This is a genomic window from Oxalobacter vibrioformis (genome assembly GCF_027118995.1).
Taxonomy (GTDB): Bacteria; Pseudomonadota; Gammaproteobacteria; order Burkholderiales; family Burkholderiaceae_D; genus Oxalobacter; species Oxalobacter vibrioformis.
In genome coordinates, this window is the sequence record NZ_CP098242.1 from 73723 (window position 1) to 91872 (window position 18150).

The window sequence follows — 18150 nt, forward strand, 5'->3', positions numbered from 1 at the left end:
ACTCACTCGGTGGTTGTATTGCCTGAAAGGATATTCATGTCGCTCTCGATAAAAAGGCGAAGCCTTTCCAGAGAATCCAGCAGCAGCGCATAGACGATGGAATACAGTGCTTCACGCCCCTGCCGGCGAACCGACAGGATGCCCGCCTCCTCCAGCACAGAGAGATGATGAACCACCGTGGACCGCCCCAGTGAAAACATGGAGGAAATGTCCTTGATGGAAAGCTCTTCGCCCGGCTCAAACAGCAGCAGGATCTGCTGGCGCGTGGTATCACCCAGCGCGGAAAAAACCCGCGCAGCCGGTTTCCATTCTTCCGGGAAGGCATTGAAGTATTCCGTTCTCATCATTCATTCCTGTGCAAACACATAATCATATAACTAGTTTTTTAGTCATTAAAGCGGATTCAACGCTTCTTGTCAACCAGGGTGTGTTAACACTAAACCGCCGTTCGCGAAAAGTCGTTTTGTTTCAAAGGGCAAGGCGCATCAGAAAATCTGGATGCAGGCGTAGTCAATCTACGTCAAATTCAGATTTTTCGAGGCAACACAGCCATTTGGGACATAACGGCTTTGCAGCAGGCTGTTTCGTGTTAACACACCCTAATTTGCATTTTTTTGAGGTTTATTCTATGGTGCCGTTATCGTAATGACTCACAGGTGAAGTCTTGTCTCAGCGACCTGAAAAAAGCAGCCTGACCGCGTTGACGATTGCTGCTGTCGGTATTGTTTACGGCGATATCGGCACCAGTCCCCTATATACGATGCGAGCCATCTTCGGCAATGTGGGCAATGTCGCCTTCACGGCTGAAAATATCCTGGGCATTGTCTCCCTGATCATCTGGGGGCTCATTATCATCGTATCGGTCAAATACGTGCTGATCATGCTCAAGGCAGACAATCGTGGGGAAGGCGGTACCCTGGCCCTGATGGCACTGGCCCATACCATTTTCAAAAAAAATTCCCGGCTGTATTTCCCGTTGCTGGTGCTGGGCGTGTTTGGCGCATCCCTTTTCTATGGGGACAGCGTCATTACACCTGCCATTTCCGTCCTGTCTGCGGTAGAGGGCCTTGAAGTCGCCACGCCCATCCTGAAACCCTACGTCGTGCCCATCGCACTGGTTATCCTTGTCGGCCTGTATTCCGTCCAGTCAAAAGGCACTGCCGGTATCGGCAAACTCTTTGGCCCCATCATGATTTTCTGGTTTTTGCTGCTGGGGGCCCTCGGTATCGTCAATATCGTGGCAGCGCCTGAAATCCTGATGGCGTTTAACCCCTGGTATGCCCTTTCCTTTGTCACCAACAACCCGTTTATTGCTTTCATCGCCTTGAGTGAGGTCGTCCTGGCATTTACCGGGGCCGAAACCCTGTATGCCGACATGGGTCATTTCGGGCCGCAACCCATCCGGCGCGCCTGGTTCCGCTTCGTCTTCCCTGCCCTCGTGCTCAATTACATGGGCCAGGGCGGATTGCTCCTTTCGCGCCCGGACGCACTGGCCAACCCGTTTTTCATGCAGTTGGGCTCATGGAGCATTTACCCGCTGGTGATTTTCTCCACCATGGCGGTTATCATTGCTTCCCAAGCAACCATTTCGGGGGCATTTTCCATCACCAAGCAAGCCATCGGCCTGGGACTCATGCCCCGGATGAAAATCATTCATACCTCACCCAGTGAATTCGGGCAGATTTATATTCCCTCCATCAACTGGATGCAGATGTGCGCCGTCATTTTAGCCGTGATCGGCTTTGGCTCTTCGGAAAACCTGACGGCAGCATACGGCCTGGCCGTTACCGGCGCGATGCTGATCACGACCATTTTCCTCTTCTTTGTCATGCGCTATGTCTGGAAACTCAATCTTGCTGTCAGCATCATTGTCCCGGTCTTTTTCGGCATCACGGACGCGCTCCTGTTCACATCGAACTCACTCAAGATCAGCCATGGCGGCTGGTTTCCGCTGGCAATCGGCTTTGCGCTTTTCACTGTCATGATGACCTGGCGCCGCGGACGCCATCTGGTCGGTGAAAATCAGAGAATGCACGCCATTCCGCTGGACGCTTTCCTGAAATCGCTCTTTTTCATGCCGCCTCACCGGGTGGCCGGTACCGCCATTTTCCTGCGAGGGGAACATGACGGCACCCCCCAGGCACTCCTGCACAACCTTTCGCATAACAAGGTATTGCACGAACGGGTTTTCTTTTTGACCATCCATGTAGAAGAAACGCCGTGGATACCCCCATCAGAAAGAATCCAGGCGGAAGAACTGGGGCACAATTGCTACCAGCTCGATTTTTACTACGGCTTCAATGATGAGGCAGACATCCCGAAAACCCTTGAGCTCTGCAAGGAATACGGCTATACCTTTGACATGATGACGACCTCGTTTTTCGTCTCGCGGCAAACGATCATATCCAATCCGCTCACCGGCATGGCCCGGTGGCGGGAAATGCTCTTTATCTGGATATACCGTAACGCCCGGAATCCGGCAGACTTTTACCGGATTCCAGCAAACCGGGTCATTGAACTGGGCGCCCGCGTGGAAATCTGATCAGGCGGCAGGCAAAACCGGATAATCCGTGTACCCCTTTGGCCCACCCTGATAGAAAGTGGCGCGGTCCGGTTCATTGTAAGGCCCCCCTCGGCGGATACGTTCCAGCAGATCCGGGTTGGCAATATACAGACGGCCAAAAGCCACCAGATCACATATCCCTGCTTCCACGGCTTTTTCTGCTGTTTCGCCTGTATAGCCGCCACAGAGAATAATCGGGCCGCCAAAGCTTTCCCGTATCCTGCGCTTGAAATCCATATCCAGCGGCTCACCGCCCACCCAGCTGGGTTCGGCAATATGCAGATACGCGATATGCCGGCGGTCAAATTCCTTCGCCAGATAGAGTGCCATTGGCTCGGCTTCTATGTCATTAATCCCGTTGATATTGAAATGCGGCGAAATACGGACACCCACCCGTGTATTGCCGACGGTTTCGCAAAGGGCATCCAGCACTTCCAGAGTCAGGCGCGCCCGGTTTTCCAGTGACCCGCCATACTGGTCTGACCGCTGGTTTGAATTGGCCGACATGAACTGCTGCAGGAGATACCCGTTTGCCGCATGTTCTTCCACGAAATCAAAACCGGCCCGCATGGCACGCACCGCCGCCTGGCGGTACTGCGCAATCACCCCCGGGATTTCTTCCGTTTTCAGTGCGCGAGGCTTGTCTACCGGCGCAAAGGCCCCTGTCCCGTCCGGCTGGACAATATACGCCTTGGTGTTATCTGCGGCTATCGCCGAAGGCGCTACAGGCGGCACCCCGTTTTCCTGGAGGGAATGATGCGATACCCGGCCCACATGCCACAGCTGTGCCGCCATTTTCCCGCCTTTTGCATGCACAGCTTCCACCACCTGCTTCCAGCCGGCTTCCTGGAGATCCGTATAAATCCCCGGTGTCCAGGCATATCCCTGCCCCTGCCGTGATATCTGGGTTCCTTCCGAGACAATCAGGCCAGCCGTGGCACGCTGCCCATAATATTCAGCGTTCAGTTCTGTTGGTGCATCATGGTCTTTTGATGCCCGTGAACGCGTCAGGGGCGCCATGACAACCCGGTTTGACAAAGAAATTTCGCCTACGCGAACAGGGGAAAGCAGCTTCATGGTCATCCTCCCTTTATGGCAACAGTTTTTTTGACAAATACCATCAGTCATCTTTCAGGATTTTACCATCGCTGTCCGCGACCGTCACCCTGACCGGAATTCCTTTACGGATACTACCGGCAACCACACAGAAATTCTCAAACTGTGCCAATGCCCTTTCCAGTTGGGAAAAAGCGGCTTCGGGCCTGCCCAGCGTGATCGTGACATGAATACCGGTAATCCGTTTGCGCCCCTCCTCATTGCGGCCGGTTGTCGCCTCGGCACGGGTTTTTATTACGCCGGTATCCTCCCTGAATTTGCCCAGCGCAAAATTAAGAGACGCCGTCAGGCAGTATCCGGCAGCGGATGCCAGCAACTGCTCAGGAGTTGGACCGGTATTTGTTCCAATCGGTTCCGGCTCATCAATATGCCATTCAGGTATCCCGTCACCAAACCCTGCCCGGAACTGGAATCCGTTGATCTGCTCGAGATCCACGATAGAGACACTGGTATCTGCACTGCTCATATTCGTTCTCCCTGTATTTTGCTTGACAAATACACCTTATCAGCGCTTCCTGAAAAGAAACACCCCTTTACAAAGGGGGGTTTCTCCAGAGTGGCAATCGATAACATCAGCCCGGGCCATGCGCCTCCAGTGATTTTTTATAGGCCCTTTCCAGCTTTTTGTCGTATTTTCTCTCCGCATATGCCGGGCCATAGCACAGGCGGGCAAACATCTGCCAGTCCTTCTGCTGCAAAGACTCAATAAGCCCCCTGGATACCATCCATTGACAAAACGCCTCCAGTTGCCCGGCCGCGCCGGCTTTCTGGCCTTCGACAAACGCATGGATATCGTCATACCCGCACTCGGCAAACTGCCTGCCCATCAGGCGGAAAAAGCCCCATGCGGTTGCCGCAAGCGCTGCCCCTTCATTTATGGTGACTGCATCATCAAACCGCTGGTATTCCCTTTCCCCCTCCAGATAAAACTCCGGCATCCGTTTCGGGTAAAGCACATTGGGATACTGCTGGGACAAGTCACGCAGCTTGTCTTCGAAAAAGCCCCTTTTCAGCATCTCCTTCCAGAAAATCTGCCCTTCAAAGCGGATCGCGGATTTTCCTGACGGCAAAAACCCCGGCTCCCGGGCTTCCAGACGGCATACCGCATCCAGCACATTCGGCTCGATTTTCAGCTTTTGCGCCGCTGCCGATATCATCTCAAAAGTCAGTTCCTGCTCCATTCGTGCTCCCATTCAACCTGTCTTTGCATTTATTGTATGACGACGCCTGCCCGCTTTCAAATACAAGATGCTAAAATCATGCCAGATCCGCAACGCGGCCCGTTAACCAGACTCAGCCCTGTCTTTACCTGTCCTGCCATACCTCATGAAGCCATTTACCGGACGATCCCTGATCACGCTTATACCGGTAATGTTTTTCCTGATGCAGGCCGGATGCACATCTGTTTTCCAGTCAACTCACACGATGCCAGCCGATTTTGTCTACGTAAGCGATATTGCCCCGGATGTACAGCTTGATATCCGTTATTACAGCACCAATAACTTTGTCGGTACCCGTATCGAAGGCTATGAGGCACCGGTAGCCATCCTCAGCAAACCCGCAGCCCTTGCGCTCAAAAAAGCCAGCGACGCCTTCATGGCACAGGGCTACTGTATCCGGGTTTTTGATGCCTACCGTCCCCAGACAGCCGTCAACCATTTCATCCGCTGGGCCGAAAACCCGGCTGACACGCAGACAAAGACCGCCTACTACCCGCACCTGGACAAACCAGCGCTCTTCACAAAAGGCTACATTGCCACACGCTCCAGCCATTCCAGAGGCAGCACCGTTGATTTGACGCTCATTGAGTGCAAAACCGGAAAAGAACTTGACATGGGCTCATCTTTTGACTTTTTTGATCCGGCCTCGCATCTCGACGCGCCACAGCTTAACCGGGAACAGATGGCCAACCGGGAAACCCTCATTTCCATCATGAAGAAAAACGGATTCAAGACCTTTGCCTGGGAATGGTGGCACTACACACTGGAAAATGAACCTTACCCTGACAGCTACTTCGATTTTGCTGTCCGCTGATTGTTTCCAAAGACACACCATGCTGGATACCCCATGAAAGATATCGCCTCCATCACCCGTGACAAAAAAACCAAGGCTGCGACACTCCATCTCAAAAAAGATATCCCCTGGAAAATCTGGCCGGGAAAAAACACAGCACATCAGGCATCATCTCCTGCCCTGTCAGGCGAAAAAAGCGGGAGCTATTCCCTTCCAGTTGACCCGATGACCCATGCCTGCTTTACCCTGCAGACACCGGAAGAAATCCTCACGCTGGCAGAACACCACTTGCCCATGGCTGGCGGGTACAACATTCGTGACCTGGGCGGATATCGTGGCGCCGGGGGAAAGCGCATTGCATGGGGGACATTCTTCCGTGCGGACGACATGGCCCATCTGAGTGATGAGGATATCGCCTACCTGGGTTCCATCCCGATCACAACCGTTTTTGATTTCAGGACACACAAAGAAGTCGAGGCAGCACCGGACAGGCTGCCAGCCTCGGTAAAAAATGTGGTTCATCGCCCGCTGGCACCCGGCAATGTCGCGCCGAGCGAAATCCAGCACGGGAAATTCGGCGCTTACGACGATACTGATGCCTTCATGCGGGTTGTCTATCGTGAACTGGTAAACGACACCGGCATCAATGCCACCTACCGTGAATTTTTCAGGCTGATCCAGAACAAAAACGACCTGCCCATTCTCTTTCACTGTACTGCCGGAAAAGACCGCACCGGCATGGCTGCCGCTTTCCTTCTTTTTGCCCTGGGCGTGGACAGGGACACCATCATCCGGGATTACATGGATTCCAATACCTATCTTGCCGGGAAGTACACCCTCCTGACAAAGGACAATCCCCAACTGGCGGTCCTCTACAGCGTCAAGCCGGACTATCTGCTAACCGGGATTGACACCATGGAAAAAGCACACGGAACGGTAGAAAACTACCTGGCCCGTGTACTGGATGCCGACATTGACGCCATACGCTCACAATACCTCTACTGAGCGCAAACCAGGGGCAGGCCTCATTAATCCACGCGGACAACCACCCGTCCCTTGATCCTGCCGCCCATCAGCTCGGGAATCGTGTCCAGCACCTCCTCCAGCCGGATCTCATGGCTGATTTCCTCCAGCAGCACCGGATCAACGATTTCAGCCATCCGGCGCCATGCCGCATTACGCTTTTCAACCGGGCACTTCACGCTATCGATACCGGCAAGCGAAATCCCGCGCAGGATAAAAGGGGCAACACTCCCCGGAAAATCCAGGCTTTCCGCCATACCGCAGGCAGCAACCGCACCACCATACATGATGCTGGCACAGACACTGACCAGCGTCTGCCCGCCAACGGAATCAATCGCACCGGCCCACCTTTCCTTCATAAGCGGGTTCCCGCGTGTGGAAAGCGTTGTTCGGTTGATAATCTCGGCAGCACCCAGTTTTTTCACCAGATATTCAGAATCCGGGCGGCCGGTTGATGCCGTGACCTGGTAGCCCAGCCGCGAAAAAAAGGCTGTCGCAAAGCTGCCCACCCCACCACTGGCCCCGGTTACCAGGACAGGCCCTTTATCAGGGGTTATGCCGTTTTTCTCCAGCGCCATCACGGCAAGCATGGCGGTATAGCCGGCTGTCCCGATTGCCATGGCATCTTTGGCGCTGATTTTTTCCGGGAGGCGCGTCAGCCATTCCCCATTCACCCGCACCTTTTGTGCCAGGCCGCCCCAGCGGGTTTCACCCAGGCCCCACCCATTCAGAAAGACCATATCTCCTTTCCGGTATGCCGGATTGCGGCTTTCTTCCACGACACCGGCAAAATCAATGCCCGGCACCATGGGAAAACTGCGAACAATCGGTTTTTTGCCTGTTATTGCAAGTCCGTCCTTGTAGTTTAGAGAGGAGTAATCGACCCTGACTGTCACATCCCCTTTGGGCAAGTGTGATTCATCCATATCCCTGAGCTCGGCTCGGTACCCCTGCTGGGCATCATTTTCAATTACGAGGGCCTTGAACATATCGTTTTTTCCTTATTTTATGCTTTCCATAGGTTAATTTTTATTTGCCTAAAACTACAACTCTATATAGTCCAACCCTTTGCACTTGGACTTTCCTGCTTTTCATTATCCCGTGATGCCGGTAAAAAATAATAGTGCAACCACCTCTCCGTATTCCCTTGTAAAATCAAGGAAATAGAGCAAAATAAACATTTGCAGATAACATTAACATGCACGAAAACGGATGTCTTTTGTAATACATGCGTATAAACTTATTTCATAATAAGATGATGTATTCTTATTTGTAAGTATAAAATTAGAGCAGCAACGAGGAATAAATTTCATCTTCCTCATATAAAATGACCGCCACCGGAATTTTTCGGTTGTTGTCAAAAAAAACAAAAATAAGAGGCTTTTAAAAAGCAGATAAACAGGCAGCAGTTCAACAGACTGTTATGAAACACAAAACAAGACTAAAGGGTTACAGACGTGAAAGCCAGAAGACCTGATCTGAATTCGTTTCCACCAATCACCATGGTTCCTCCTTCAAGTGAAACAGCGAAAAAAAGAGCGAAAAACGAGCGCGCAGAGAAAGATAGAAAGCGCCAGATGAACAGATCAAAATCAAAAGCCCAGCTCTCCAAAGAGCAGCAGGAGCTTGTTGACATCAAAAACACACTGGGCTTGAGACACCAGGATTTTGCCATTATGCTGGATATTGGCCTGCCACGGCTTTCATCCTACACCTATGGCCGAACCGCTTCCGTCCCGGCTGATGTCATGAAAACAGCCCGCCAGCTTCTGGCGGAAAACAGCAAAATGTCCATGCAAATCCGGGAAAAATTTGCCCGCCCCATGTCTGAAATACTTGACGAATGGGCAGAAAAGCTGGGGACACGGTCAGACGCCCAACTGGCAGCCCTTTTAGGTGTCGTCAGCATGACCATCAACCGGTGGAAAAAAAATGAAACACGCCCGGACTTAAGCGCATTAAACCGCTATGACCGGATTGTGGAACTCATTGTCAACAACACCCGGGTCCGCAAATAGTTCTCCCTCTCCTGCCAAGGGAAGGCAGGTGTTGCAGCAAGCAATAGCCCGGTTTTCATCAGTGAAAACCGGGCTATTGTCCCATTTATGCCAAAATTAGGGCATAATAAGGATTCATGATCCTGGTGTTCACCAGATCTTCTTTATACGCTCCTTTAAGAGCCGTTTCTCCAATCACTCAATATCCAGGAACCTTATGAAAAAAATCACTCCTGAGACCCTGATGCAAATGGACCCATCCATCTTTCCACCGGAAATGATCGGACGGCTGACATTCAAAATCGCCCCGCCAACAAAAGCGCCCTTGCCTGCCGGCCAGCATCTTCTTGGCCTGGCAGAAGAACGCGACACCATCCTGATCGTCCCGGAAGGACTGGAAACGGACAAGCCGGTCCCGCTTTTCGTGATGTTTCACGGTGCCAGCGGCCATGCCGAAAAAGTCATGCCCTTTTTCACGGAATATGCGCACCAGCACAAATTCCTGCTGCTCCTGCCCCAATCCACTTACTACACATGGGATCTGACGATCGGCGGCCATGGTCCCGATCTTGACCGGCTTGGCAAGGCACTCGATAACGTATCGTCCCATTTTGTCATTGATCCGGAACACTTCGCCCTTGCCGGATTTTCCGACGGGGCCAGCTATGCCCTCTCAACAGGCCTGACCAATGGCGAGCTGGTATCGCATATCATCGTGCTCTCCGGTGGATTCATGAATGTGTACCTCAAAACCGGCAAGCCCCGGATTTTCATCACCCACAGCCCGGAAGACGAGCAGCTCAATATCAAGACAAGCGCCCTGAAACACTACACGGACCTGAAAAAAGAAGGCTACGATATTTATTTCGAGCTATTCTCCGGACGGCATATTATTCATCCGCCCATGGTAGAAAAAGCCATGGCATTCTTCCTGGAAAAAAAGGCGGCAACATAACCTGTAAAGAAACAGGCATGACACATCATGTAAAAAAGCCAGGGCGGCTTCCCTTGTGGATCATGCCGCCATCAAAGCCCCCCCGGCCGGCCGGCAAGTACCGCCTTGCCCTTGCTGAATCGAGAGATACCCTTCTTGTCGTGCCGCAAGGACTTCAGCCGGACAAACCGGTTCCCCTTCTCGTCATGTTTCATGGTGCGCAGGAAAATGCCGCCAATGCCCTGCCCTTTTTGATCGACCATGCCAATCAGCACCGGTTTTTACTGCTGCTTCCCCAGTCCACGCGGGTAACCTGGGATATCTGCATGGGCGGTTATGGCCAGGATCTTCTACGATTGGGAAAAGCAGTGAATCTGGTCTCCAGCCACTTTGCCATTGACCCGGCGCATATTGCCCTTGCCGGTTTTTCCGACGGCGGCAGCTATGCCCTCTCTTTAGGGCTTGCCAATGGAGACCGGGTATCACACATCATCGTCTTTTCCGGGGGCTTCATTGCCAGGCATGAAAAAACAAACCTCCCCCCTGTTTTTCTTTCCCACAGCCCCCAAGACGAACGGCTCAATATCCAGGCCACGGGAAATCGGCTGCACCAGGAACTCAAGGCGATGGGCGCTGAGGTTGATTTTCACACCTTTTCCGGCGGGCATATCATTCATCCGGGCATCGTAAAAAAAGCCATGGCATTTTTCATGGAATGACCGTCCGGTCAGCGATATCAGGGACGATTGTTTTTTCCGGCGAGCGGTAATAAAATACAATGGTCGATCATCACAAACTGATGAAGCAATTCGACAAAACTGTCTTTTTTCATTTTCCCCGGAAACCTCCTTCCTGTCTTCCCGGAGAAAATCAGGATCCCTCCGATCCTTATCACCATTATCACTTCTGCACAGCATGGATGACACACCAAAAACCATAGGCAGGTCGTCTTTAAATACATGAAATACCGCTGGCAGACTTGATTGCAACCTCAACACACCTTACAATAGCTTGGTTGTATTACAGGTTGTTAACAACAGATGTCTAACTTTAACTAGGTGGAACAAATATGGACCAAGAAAAAGTCAAGAAAAGAATTCGCTATCCTGGGCTGGACAGCAAAATCATGAGTGCTGCCCAAGCTGCAGAATTTATCAAGGATGGCATGGTTGTCGGCATGAGCGGCTTTACGCGTGCTGGTGACCCGAAGCAAATCCCGTTTGAATTTGCAAAAATCGCCGAAGGCGGCAAACGCAAGATCTACCTGATGACCGGTGCCTCTCTCGGTGCTGACGTTGACGGTGCAATGGCACGTGCTGATGCCATCTCCAAGCGTACCCCATTTATGTCTGACCGCGACATGCGTGCAGCCATCAACCAGGGCCGCATTCCTTACTACGATCTGAACCTGGGCGACCTGGCTCCAATGATCCGCAGAAAACAGCTGCCGGATCCGGATATCGCTGTGGTTGAAGCAACCGCAATCACCGAAGACGGTATTGTTATCCCGACAAGTTCCTGCGGCAGTACCGACGTATTCCTGGAAAAAGGCAAGCAGATCCTGCTCGAAATCAACATGGCAGTACCTGATGGTTTCGAAGGTGTCCATGATTGCTACATTCCGCAAACCCGCAACATGCCGGCACCTGCAGCTATTCCAATCATGGATGTAATGGATCGTGCCGGTTCAATCGGTTACAAGATCGACCCGTCCAAGATCGTCGGTATCGTGCTGACCAACCAGCTCGACTCCGCTTCCGAAAACGTGCTGGCTGATCCGGCACAGGACGCAATGGCAACTAACCTGCGTAACTTCTTCCTGAGCGAAATCAAAGCTGGCCGCATGACCGAATCCCTCTTCCCGCTGCAAGCTGGCGTGGGTAGCGTGGCTAACGCCGGTCTGTGGGGTCTGCTCGAAGGTCCTTTCCAGGGTCTGACCATGTGGTCTGAAGTACTGCAGGATTCCACCTGGGATCTGCTTGACTCCGGCCGTATGACGTTTGCGACCGGTACTTCCATTACCGTTTCTCCGAAGAAAACCGAAGAAGTGTACGGTAACTGGGATCGCTACAAGGACAAAGTCTGCATCCGTCCGATCTACATCACCAACTCGGCTGAAATCATCAAGCGTATCAACCTGATCGCTGTTAACACCGCTATGGACGTGGATATTTACGGTAACGTCAACTCCACCAACATCGCCGGTTCCAACATGATGAACGGTATCGGTGGTTCCGGTGACTTTGCGGTTAACGCACACACCACCATCTTCCTGACCCGTGCAGCCTCGCCGGATGGCCGTCTGTCACGCGTTCTGCCGATGGTACCGCACGTTGACCACAACGAGCACAACGTCGACATCATCATTACCGATCTGGGTATTGCTGACCTGCGTGGCCTGTCTCCAAGAGAGCGCGCTGCCAAGATCATCGCAATCTCTTCACCAGACTACAAACCAGCACTGGAAGAGTACTTCCGTCTGGCTTGTGAGCGTGGTGGTCATACACCTCACATTCTGGAAAAAGCGTTCGAATTCTTCGAGAATCAGCGCAAGACCGGCTCCATGAAGGGCTAATCAGACGTTTTAACAGCAGTCGCGCTAAAACGCTGCTGACAAGTCGTCAAACTGGCGGAGACACAATCTCCGCCAGTTTTTTTATGGCCACGCGGCAGAATGCGCACTGCTTCACGGTGCCTATGCCGGCGATATCCCGATAGGGAAAAACACCCGATTCTCGAAGTCTATCTCCTGTTCTTATGTTTTTCCCGCGTGGGCAACAAGTTGTCCGCCCTACCCGATATCTGTCCTCTACGACACCTGGCATGCTGCCGGAATGTAGCGTGTGCCAACGCAGTGCGGCGCACGGTGAGCGCTCGGCAAGGGCGGGCATTCTCTTTTGCCACTTGTGTTCGTGCGCTTCGCCATGGGCGAAGCACACGCTATTCCCCGCCAAGCCTCCTTTTCAAGGCAGCGAAGCTGCCCCATGCCGTCTGCGCAGCAGGAGCATCCCCACACCACGCAGTGGTGTCACTTCTCTACTAAAATCCGGGAACCCCGCGCAAGCGGGGCAAGGTGTTGCGGCGTCCTTTTGTTGGTATCTTATTTTGGACGAGCAAAATAAGATACCTGCCGTGGGTCAGCCACCCACCGTATCATCCCACTCTAAGAGCAAATCCTATCGCAGAGTACCCAACAAGCGAAGGGAATCACCCCATACACTCACCCACAAACAAAAACCCCGCTTCGGTCAAAAGCGGGGTTTTGCTGACACAGGATAATGCCTTACTTTTCCTTGATATGGTACTCGTCCTTATCCTTGTCCTGCATGAAGATCTGCGCATAGTTTTTCGGATTGGCCATTTCAAACTGTTCCTCACCCCATTCACGGCAGTCATCACAGCAGTACCGCGGCAACTGGACAGCAAAGATATGACCATGACGGCCGGTATCCGCACTGGAATCCAGCGTGACAGCACCACCACAGTCATCACACTGCCTGACGACTTCATGCAGGTTTTCGCGAATCCGGGCCGTATCGTAAAAAATATTGACCGAACGCTTGTGGAAAGGCTGATCCGGATAAACCTCATAACGCAGGTTTTCACGGTTTTTCCAGTTATGCAGCGTGTATTCCTTCAGCTTGGCTAAAAACTCCGTGATGTGCTTGGGCTGGACCTGCTTGCGCGGATCATAGTCCGGCTCACGGATATTGCTGTAATCCATACCGGCCATCGCAAGGATGATACCTGTATTGATATAGGGAAGCGCACTCTCGATGGAATAGCCGCCTTCGAGCACACAAAGATCCGGGTTTAAGCGCTCGTTTAACACCGCATACCCCTGCGCGGTAAACTTCATGTTCGTGATCGGATCGGAATAGTGGTTATCCTGCCCGGCTGAATTGATAATCAGCTCCGGCTGGAAGTCATTCACGATCGGCATGATGATTTCATCCAGCACGTACAGGAAACCTTCCTCGCAGGTTTCCGGCGGCATCGGCAGGTTGATTGTCATGCCAAAGGCATTGGGCCCGCCCAGTTCATCCGGGAAACCTGATCCCGGATAGAGCGTACGGCCATCCTGGTGCATCGAGATAAAGAGGATGTCCGGATCATGCCAGAAGATATCCTGTGAACCGTCACCGTGATGGCAGTCCGTATCCACGATCGCAATACGGCGGATACCGTACTTCTCGCGGATGTACTCGACCATGATCGCTTCCATATTGAGCGTACAGAAACCGCGGCTGCCGTGCACCACACGCATGGAGTGGTGACCGCACGGGCGCACCAGCGCGAAAGCGTTGTCCACTTCCTTGTTCATGACCTTGTCAGCGGCAACCAGTGTGCCACCGACCGCAATCAGGTGCGAGGCATGAACAATCGACTTGATGTCAGGCACACAGAAATGCACCCGCTGGATATCCTGCTCGGTACACAATACAGGTTTGTATTCCTTGATGTTCTCAAAGTCCAGCAGGCCTTCCTCGAAAACCTGGTCCTGCGTATAAAGCAGACGCTCTTCCCGTTCGGGATGCGTCGGCGAAATGGCATAGTCAAATGCCGGGAAAAAAACCAGTCCTGTTGTTTTAGTCACGATATTCTCCCTGGTTATGCTTCATGTTTGATCAGGCCTGGCTTCACTTGCAGCCTGACCCGGATATTCTTGCCGGTCGTTGAAAAGCTTCTGACGACATTGAAAGACTGGATATCAGCCACTTCTACCACAATATCCTCCTCTTTCGCGCCTGCCGCACGGGCTTTCTCAATAAGCAGGCCCTTGCCGAGGTCAATCACATCTCTTTCCGTGAAGCTTGGCGGAATCTTCTGAAGCCGCCCTTCTTCCGCAATCGACAGCGAACCATCCTCCGTATCCGCAACTAGGTTAAGCTCAACCGTGGTCCGCGCCATGGCAGCCCCGCTGGCATTGATCACATCGGAATCTTCCGGTACCACAGCGGCATAGCCGGTTTTTTCCTGGAGTATTTTCGCCAGGAAAGGTGCCGGGCCGCCAACGACCATCATTTCCACCGGGTTGATCTTGCGGCCTTCCAGCAGCTCGTGAATGGTATACACGGGCTTGCCATTGACATCTTCCAGCATGCTGTTGATTTTGGCTGCGATCATATCACAGGCCAGATTCAAAACAGCCTGTGCCGTCTCTTCCGGCTTTTGCTTGAGTTGTGTCGCCAGGCTTTCCATGGCGGCCATGGCCTTGGCCTTGTCACCAAAATCAGCCAGACCCAGCACAATGGCCGCATCAGACGGTGTTGGCACAGGGCCATCCAGTGCCATGGCAGGTCCCAGACGTTCCGGCCCCAGTGCCAGCCTGCCATCCACCACGCGGACATGGCTGTCGCCACCCACACCAATGGACTGGGTCAAAAGACCGCGAACAGCGGTCTTGTAGCCTTCGATCTGTACGCCCAGTGGCTCAAGAAGCGGTACACCGTCAGCAAACAGCGCGATATCCGTTGTCGTTCCGCCGATATCAATGGAAACCGAATCCTTTTCCAGTGAAACGTAAGGCAGCACACCCATGATGGTTGCCGCAGGGCCGGAAAGAATCGTCTGAACCGGCTGTGCCTGTGACTGCCTGTATTCAATCGTGCCGCCATCGGCTTTCAGGATGTAAAGCGGTATATTGATGCCCAGCTCTTTCATGTAGGCATCCAGTTGCTCCACCATGCCGCCATGCAGACTCCACACGGCCCCATTCAGGTAGGTCGTGGCAATACGGCGCGGGAAATTGAGAGAGCCCGAAAGCTGGTGGCTCACAGAAACGTGCCTGGCTTTTTTGCCGAAAATCGCTTCAGCACTCTTTTCGTGTGCAGGATTGCGTGTGGCAAATTTACCAACAATTGCAACATGATCAATTTTCTTTTGTTCAAACCCGTACTGGACTTCTTCCAGTTCTGCCTTGTTCGGTGCCTCTGCTTCCATGCCGCGATGGTTCATGTAGCCGGCAACCAGTCTGGTTTTATCCGCAAGCGGCAGGTCCTGTGGCGCAACACCCGGGCCATTCATGACAATCAGGCCAACCTCGTCCAGCTGGTTCTGTATCACCGCATTGGTTGAAATCGTCGTGGAAAGCACGATCCGCTGGAGTTTTTTGATGTCCTCTTTTTCGGCAACGGCGCTGGTTGCCATCAGAACAGATTTGAGGATGTTTTCCTTATCGGTCAGAACCTTCGATTTCCGGATAATCTTCCGGTTGTTCATCAAAACCGAATCGGTATGCGTACCACCTACATCAATGCCAAGAATCATGAAGTTCTCCTTTGCAACGTGTCAGGCACGGTATGGGAAAAGTGAAAGTGAGCCATATCGTCTTATATGAAAAAGTGCTGCGTATGGATTGAGACAAATAATCGGCACGAAATATCATGCCGGTTCAGTGACTTGAGGCCAATACTGCGATGACCATCCGATATTGTACCATCGGCAGTACGGCGCCGGTTGATTTTGCTGAAGAAGAAGGCGGCTTTAAGCGGGGTCGGCGCCGGTTTTTTCCAGTACTGCAGCAAAAAAACCGTCTGTCTGATGCTTATGCGGCAACAATTTAAGAAAATCATCCATTTCCAGATCAATCTTCTGTTCTGCCAGAACGTCTTTCATCGGACGCAGCGTAAAATCGGGATGTTTTGCCAGAAAATCCCGCACAATCTGCTCATTTTCCTCTTCCAGCAGGCTGCAGGTGGCATACACCAGCCTGCCCCCCGGTTTCACCAGGCGTGAGGCCGATGCCAAGATCGCCGCCTGCTTTTCGGTCAGCTCTACAAGCCCTTCCGGCGTCTGGCGCCATTTGATATCAGGGTTGCGTCTCAAGGTACCCAGCCCGCTGCAGGGAGAATCCACCAGGACACGATCCACCTTTCCCGCCAGCCGCTTGATCCGGGCATCACGCTCGTGCGCAATATGCACCGGATGGACATTGGACAGGCCACTTCGGGAAAGGCGGGGCTTCATCTTTGCCAGGCGCTTGTCCGAGACATCAAAAGCATAAAGCCGCCCGGTATTGCGCATGGCAGAACCCAATGCCAGCGTCTTTCCACCCGCACCGGCACAAAAATCCGCGACCATCTCGCCTCTTTTCGCGCCGACAATCTGAGCAAGGATCTGGCTGCCCTCATCCTGTACCTCAATGGCCCCCTCCTTAAAGAGCGGAATATTCTGCAGTGCCGTCTTTTTTTCCACCCTCAGGCCCAGCGACGCATACGGTGTCGGCTCGGCAACAACCGGTGCCTTGGCCAACTCAGCCATAACCTCATCGCGTTTGGCTTTCAGTGTATTGACACGCAAATCAAGCGGTGCCGGCACATTCAGGGCCGCTGCCAGCAAAAGCACTTCATCCTCACCATACTGGGCAATAAGCCGGTCATAAATCCATTCCGGCATATCCGCACGAACCCGTGCGCCCAATTGTGCGCGATCAATTTTCTCCATTCTGCCCAGCCATTCCTGCTCCGCATCGGAAAGCCCGGTGATGGTTTTTGCCCCGGCAGATTCTGCCAGCCCGAGCAATGCAAGACGTCGCATCATGGGGCCGTTTCCCGATTCGGCATAATTGGTAAAAAAAAGGCGATGGCGCAATATGGCATACACCGCTTCTGCAATAGCCCCTCTCTCACGGGAACCAATCTTGCGGTGTTCGCGGAAATAACGCGAAAGCACACCATCTGCCGGTGCCGCAAAACTCATGATTTCGCGCAGTACCTGCTCTGTATGTGTCAGGACATGTGGGGATAACCACTTCATGAAAAATCTCCAGTCAGGATAAATTCTGCGGGCGTGTTGATGGCGTCATCCAGGCGTACCCTGCCCGCGTCAAACCTGACCTTCCCTTCAACAAACCATCGCACCACGCGGGGATAAAGCCGATGCTCCTGCTCCAGTACACGCGCAGCCAGTGACGCTTCAGTATCATCCGGTAAAACCGGTACCACCGCCTGTGCAATGATCGGCCCGGCATCCAGTTCCGGCGTGACGAAATGCACGGTAGCGCCATGCAGCCTTACGCCTGCTTCAATCGCACGTTCGTGGGTGTGCAATCCCGTAAAAGCGGGAAGCAAAGAGGGATGGATATTGATGATTCGTCCCTCGTAGTGGCGGACAAATTCTGCGGTAAGAATCCGCATGAAACCTGCCAGCACCACCAGATCGGGCGCATACCGGTCAATGGCTTCAGACAGCATCGTGTCATATGACTGCCGGCTGCTGAATTCACCCCGCGAAACCACCTCTGTGGCGATCCCTGCATTTTCTGCCGTGGCAAGCCCTGCGGCTTTTTCCGTATTACTGATGACAGCGGCGATTTCTGCGGGCCAGTCCTCCGCTTTCAGCGAGCGGATGATGGCTTCCATATTGCTGCCACGTCCCGAAATAAGGATAACTATTTTTTTCATGCCAGCGATTGTACCTTTTATCCACCCGGTTTAGGTGCAACCCTCATTAAATTGTCGTTTGCGAAAGGCAGCTTTACAGCAGGCAATTTAATGACCAGT

At 52.8% G+C, this 18150-nt stretch carries 16 protein-coding genes; 7 read left to right on the forward strand and 9 right to left on the reverse strand.

The features are described 5' to 3' along the window. Positions 1 to 2 precede the first annotated feature (2 nt). The gene (locus NB640_RS00425) at positions 3 to 347 is read right to left on the reverse strand and encodes an ArsR/SmtB family transcription factor (protein ID WP_269309176.1); all 345 of its coding nucleotides are present in this window, start codon (positions 345 to 347) and stop codon (positions 3 to 5) included. A gap of 317 nt (positions 348 to 664) precedes the next feature. On the opposite strand from NB640_RS00425, the gene NB640_RS00430 reads away from it, so the two are divergent. Then, positions 665 to 2542: a potassium transporter Kup gene (locus tag NB640_RS00430; protein WP_269309177.1), complete on the forward strand. Its 1878-nt coding sequence runs from the start codon at positions 665 to 667 to the stop codon at positions 2540 to 2542. Here the strand turns inward: NB640_RS00430 and NB640_RS00435 are convergent, their stop codons facing one another. The 3 genes from NB640_RS00435 to NB640_RS00445 all read right to left on the reverse strand — a co-directional run bounded on the left by NB640_RS00435 (position 2543) and on the right by NB640_RS00445 (position 4872). Continuing rightward, positions 2543 to 3646, reverse strand: coding sequence for an alkene reductase (locus tag NB640_RS00435; protein WP_269309178.1), 1104 nt, complete (start codon positions 3644 to 3646; stop codon positions 2543 to 2545). 37 nt (positions 3647 to 3683) lie between these two features. Further along, the gene (locus NB640_RS00440; protein ID WP_269309179.1) at positions 3684 to 4145 is read right to left on the reverse strand and encodes an OsmC family protein; all 462 of its coding nucleotides are present in this window, start codon (positions 4143 to 4145) and stop codon (positions 3684 to 3686) included. A gap of 106 nt (positions 4146 to 4251) precedes the next feature. After that, a complete protein-coding gene (locus NB640_RS00445; RefSeq protein ID WP_269309180.1) occupies positions 4252 to 4872 on the reverse strand; it encodes an N-acetylmuramidase family protein in 621 nt (206 codons plus the stop codon). A 133-nt stretch (positions 4873 to 5005) separates the two neighbouring features. Between NB640_RS00445 and NB640_RS00450 the strand changes: the two genes are divergently transcribed. After that, positions 5006 to 5713: a M15 family metallopeptidase gene (locus tag NB640_RS00450; protein ID WP_269309181.1), complete on the forward strand. Its 708-nt coding sequence runs from the start codon at positions 5006 to 5008 to the stop codon at positions 5711 to 5713. 33 nt (positions 5714 to 5746) lie between these two features. Continuing rightward, positions 5747 to 6697, forward strand: a complete 951-nt coding sequence (locus tag NB640_RS00455) for a tyrosine-protein phosphatase (RefSeq protein WP_269309182.1) — start codon at positions 5747 to 5749, stop codon at positions 6695 to 6697. Positions 6698 to 6720: 23 nt separating this feature from the next. Here the strand turns inward: NB640_RS00455 and acuI are convergent, their stop codons facing one another. Further along, a complete protein-coding gene (gene acuI / locus NB640_RS00460; protein ID WP_269309183.1) occupies positions 6721 to 7704 on the reverse strand; it encodes an acrylyl-CoA reductase (NADPH) in 984 nt (327 codons plus the stop codon). A 588-nt stretch (positions 7705 to 8292) separates the two neighbouring features. Here acuI and NB640_RS00465 point away from each other — a divergent pair. From NB640_RS00465 to NB640_RS00480, 4 genes are all read left to right on the forward strand, one after another. Then, on the forward strand, positions 8293 to 8733 hold the full coding sequence (locus NB640_RS00465; RefSeq protein WP_269309184.1) for a hypothetical protein: 441 nt from the start codon (positions 8293 to 8295) through the stop codon (positions 8731 to 8733). Positions 8734 to 8929: 196 nt separating this feature from the next. Then, positions 8930 to 9667, forward strand: a complete 738-nt coding sequence (locus tag NB640_RS00470) for an alpha/beta hydrolase (RefSeq protein WP_269309185.1) — start codon at positions 8930 to 8932, stop codon at positions 9665 to 9667. 17 nt (positions 9668 to 9684) lie between these two features. Further along, entirely contained in the window at positions 9685 to 10365 is a 681-nt protein-coding gene (locus tag NB640_RS00475) for an alpha/beta hydrolase (protein ID WP_269309186.1), read from the forward strand. 350 nt (positions 10366 to 10715) lie between these two features. Continuing rightward, on the forward strand, positions 10716 to 12221 hold the full coding sequence (locus NB640_RS00480) for an acetyl-CoA hydrolase/transferase C-terminal domain-containing protein (RefSeq protein ID WP_269309187.1): 1506 nt from the start codon (positions 10716 to 10718) through the stop codon (positions 12219 to 12221). Between the two features lie 708 nt (positions 12222 to 12929). On the opposite strand, the gene NB640_RS00485 is transcribed toward NB640_RS00480, so the two are convergent. The 4 genes from NB640_RS00485 to purN all read right to left on the reverse strand — a co-directional run bounded on the left by NB640_RS00485 (position 12930) and on the right by purN (position 18051). Beyond that, entirely contained in the window at positions 12930 to 14243 is a 1314-nt protein-coding gene (locus NB640_RS00485; protein WP_269309188.1) for a histone deacetylase family protein, read from the reverse strand. Positions 14244 to 14257: 14 nt separating this feature from the next. After that, positions 14258 to 15916 (reverse strand): hydantoinase/oxoprolinase family protein, encoded by a 1659-nt coding sequence (locus NB640_RS00490; RefSeq protein WP_269309189.1) that lies wholly within the window; start codon positions 15914 to 15916, stop codon positions 14258 to 14260. A gap of 216 nt (positions 15917 to 16132) precedes the next feature. Continuing rightward, complete coding sequence (locus tag NB640_RS00495) at positions 16133 to 17404, reverse strand: RsmB/NOP family class I SAM-dependent RNA methyltransferase (protein ID WP_269309190.1); 1272 nt, start codon at positions 17402 to 17404, stop codon at positions 16133 to 16135. Next, on the reverse strand, positions 17401 to 18051 hold the full coding sequence (gene purN / locus NB640_RS00500) for a phosphoribosylglycinamide formyltransferase (RefSeq protein ID WP_269309191.1): 651 nt from the start codon (positions 18049 to 18051) through the stop codon (positions 17401 to 17403). Before purN ends, NB640_RS00495 begins: the two co-directional genes overlap by 4 nt. Positions 18052 to 18150 lie beyond the last annotated feature (99 nt).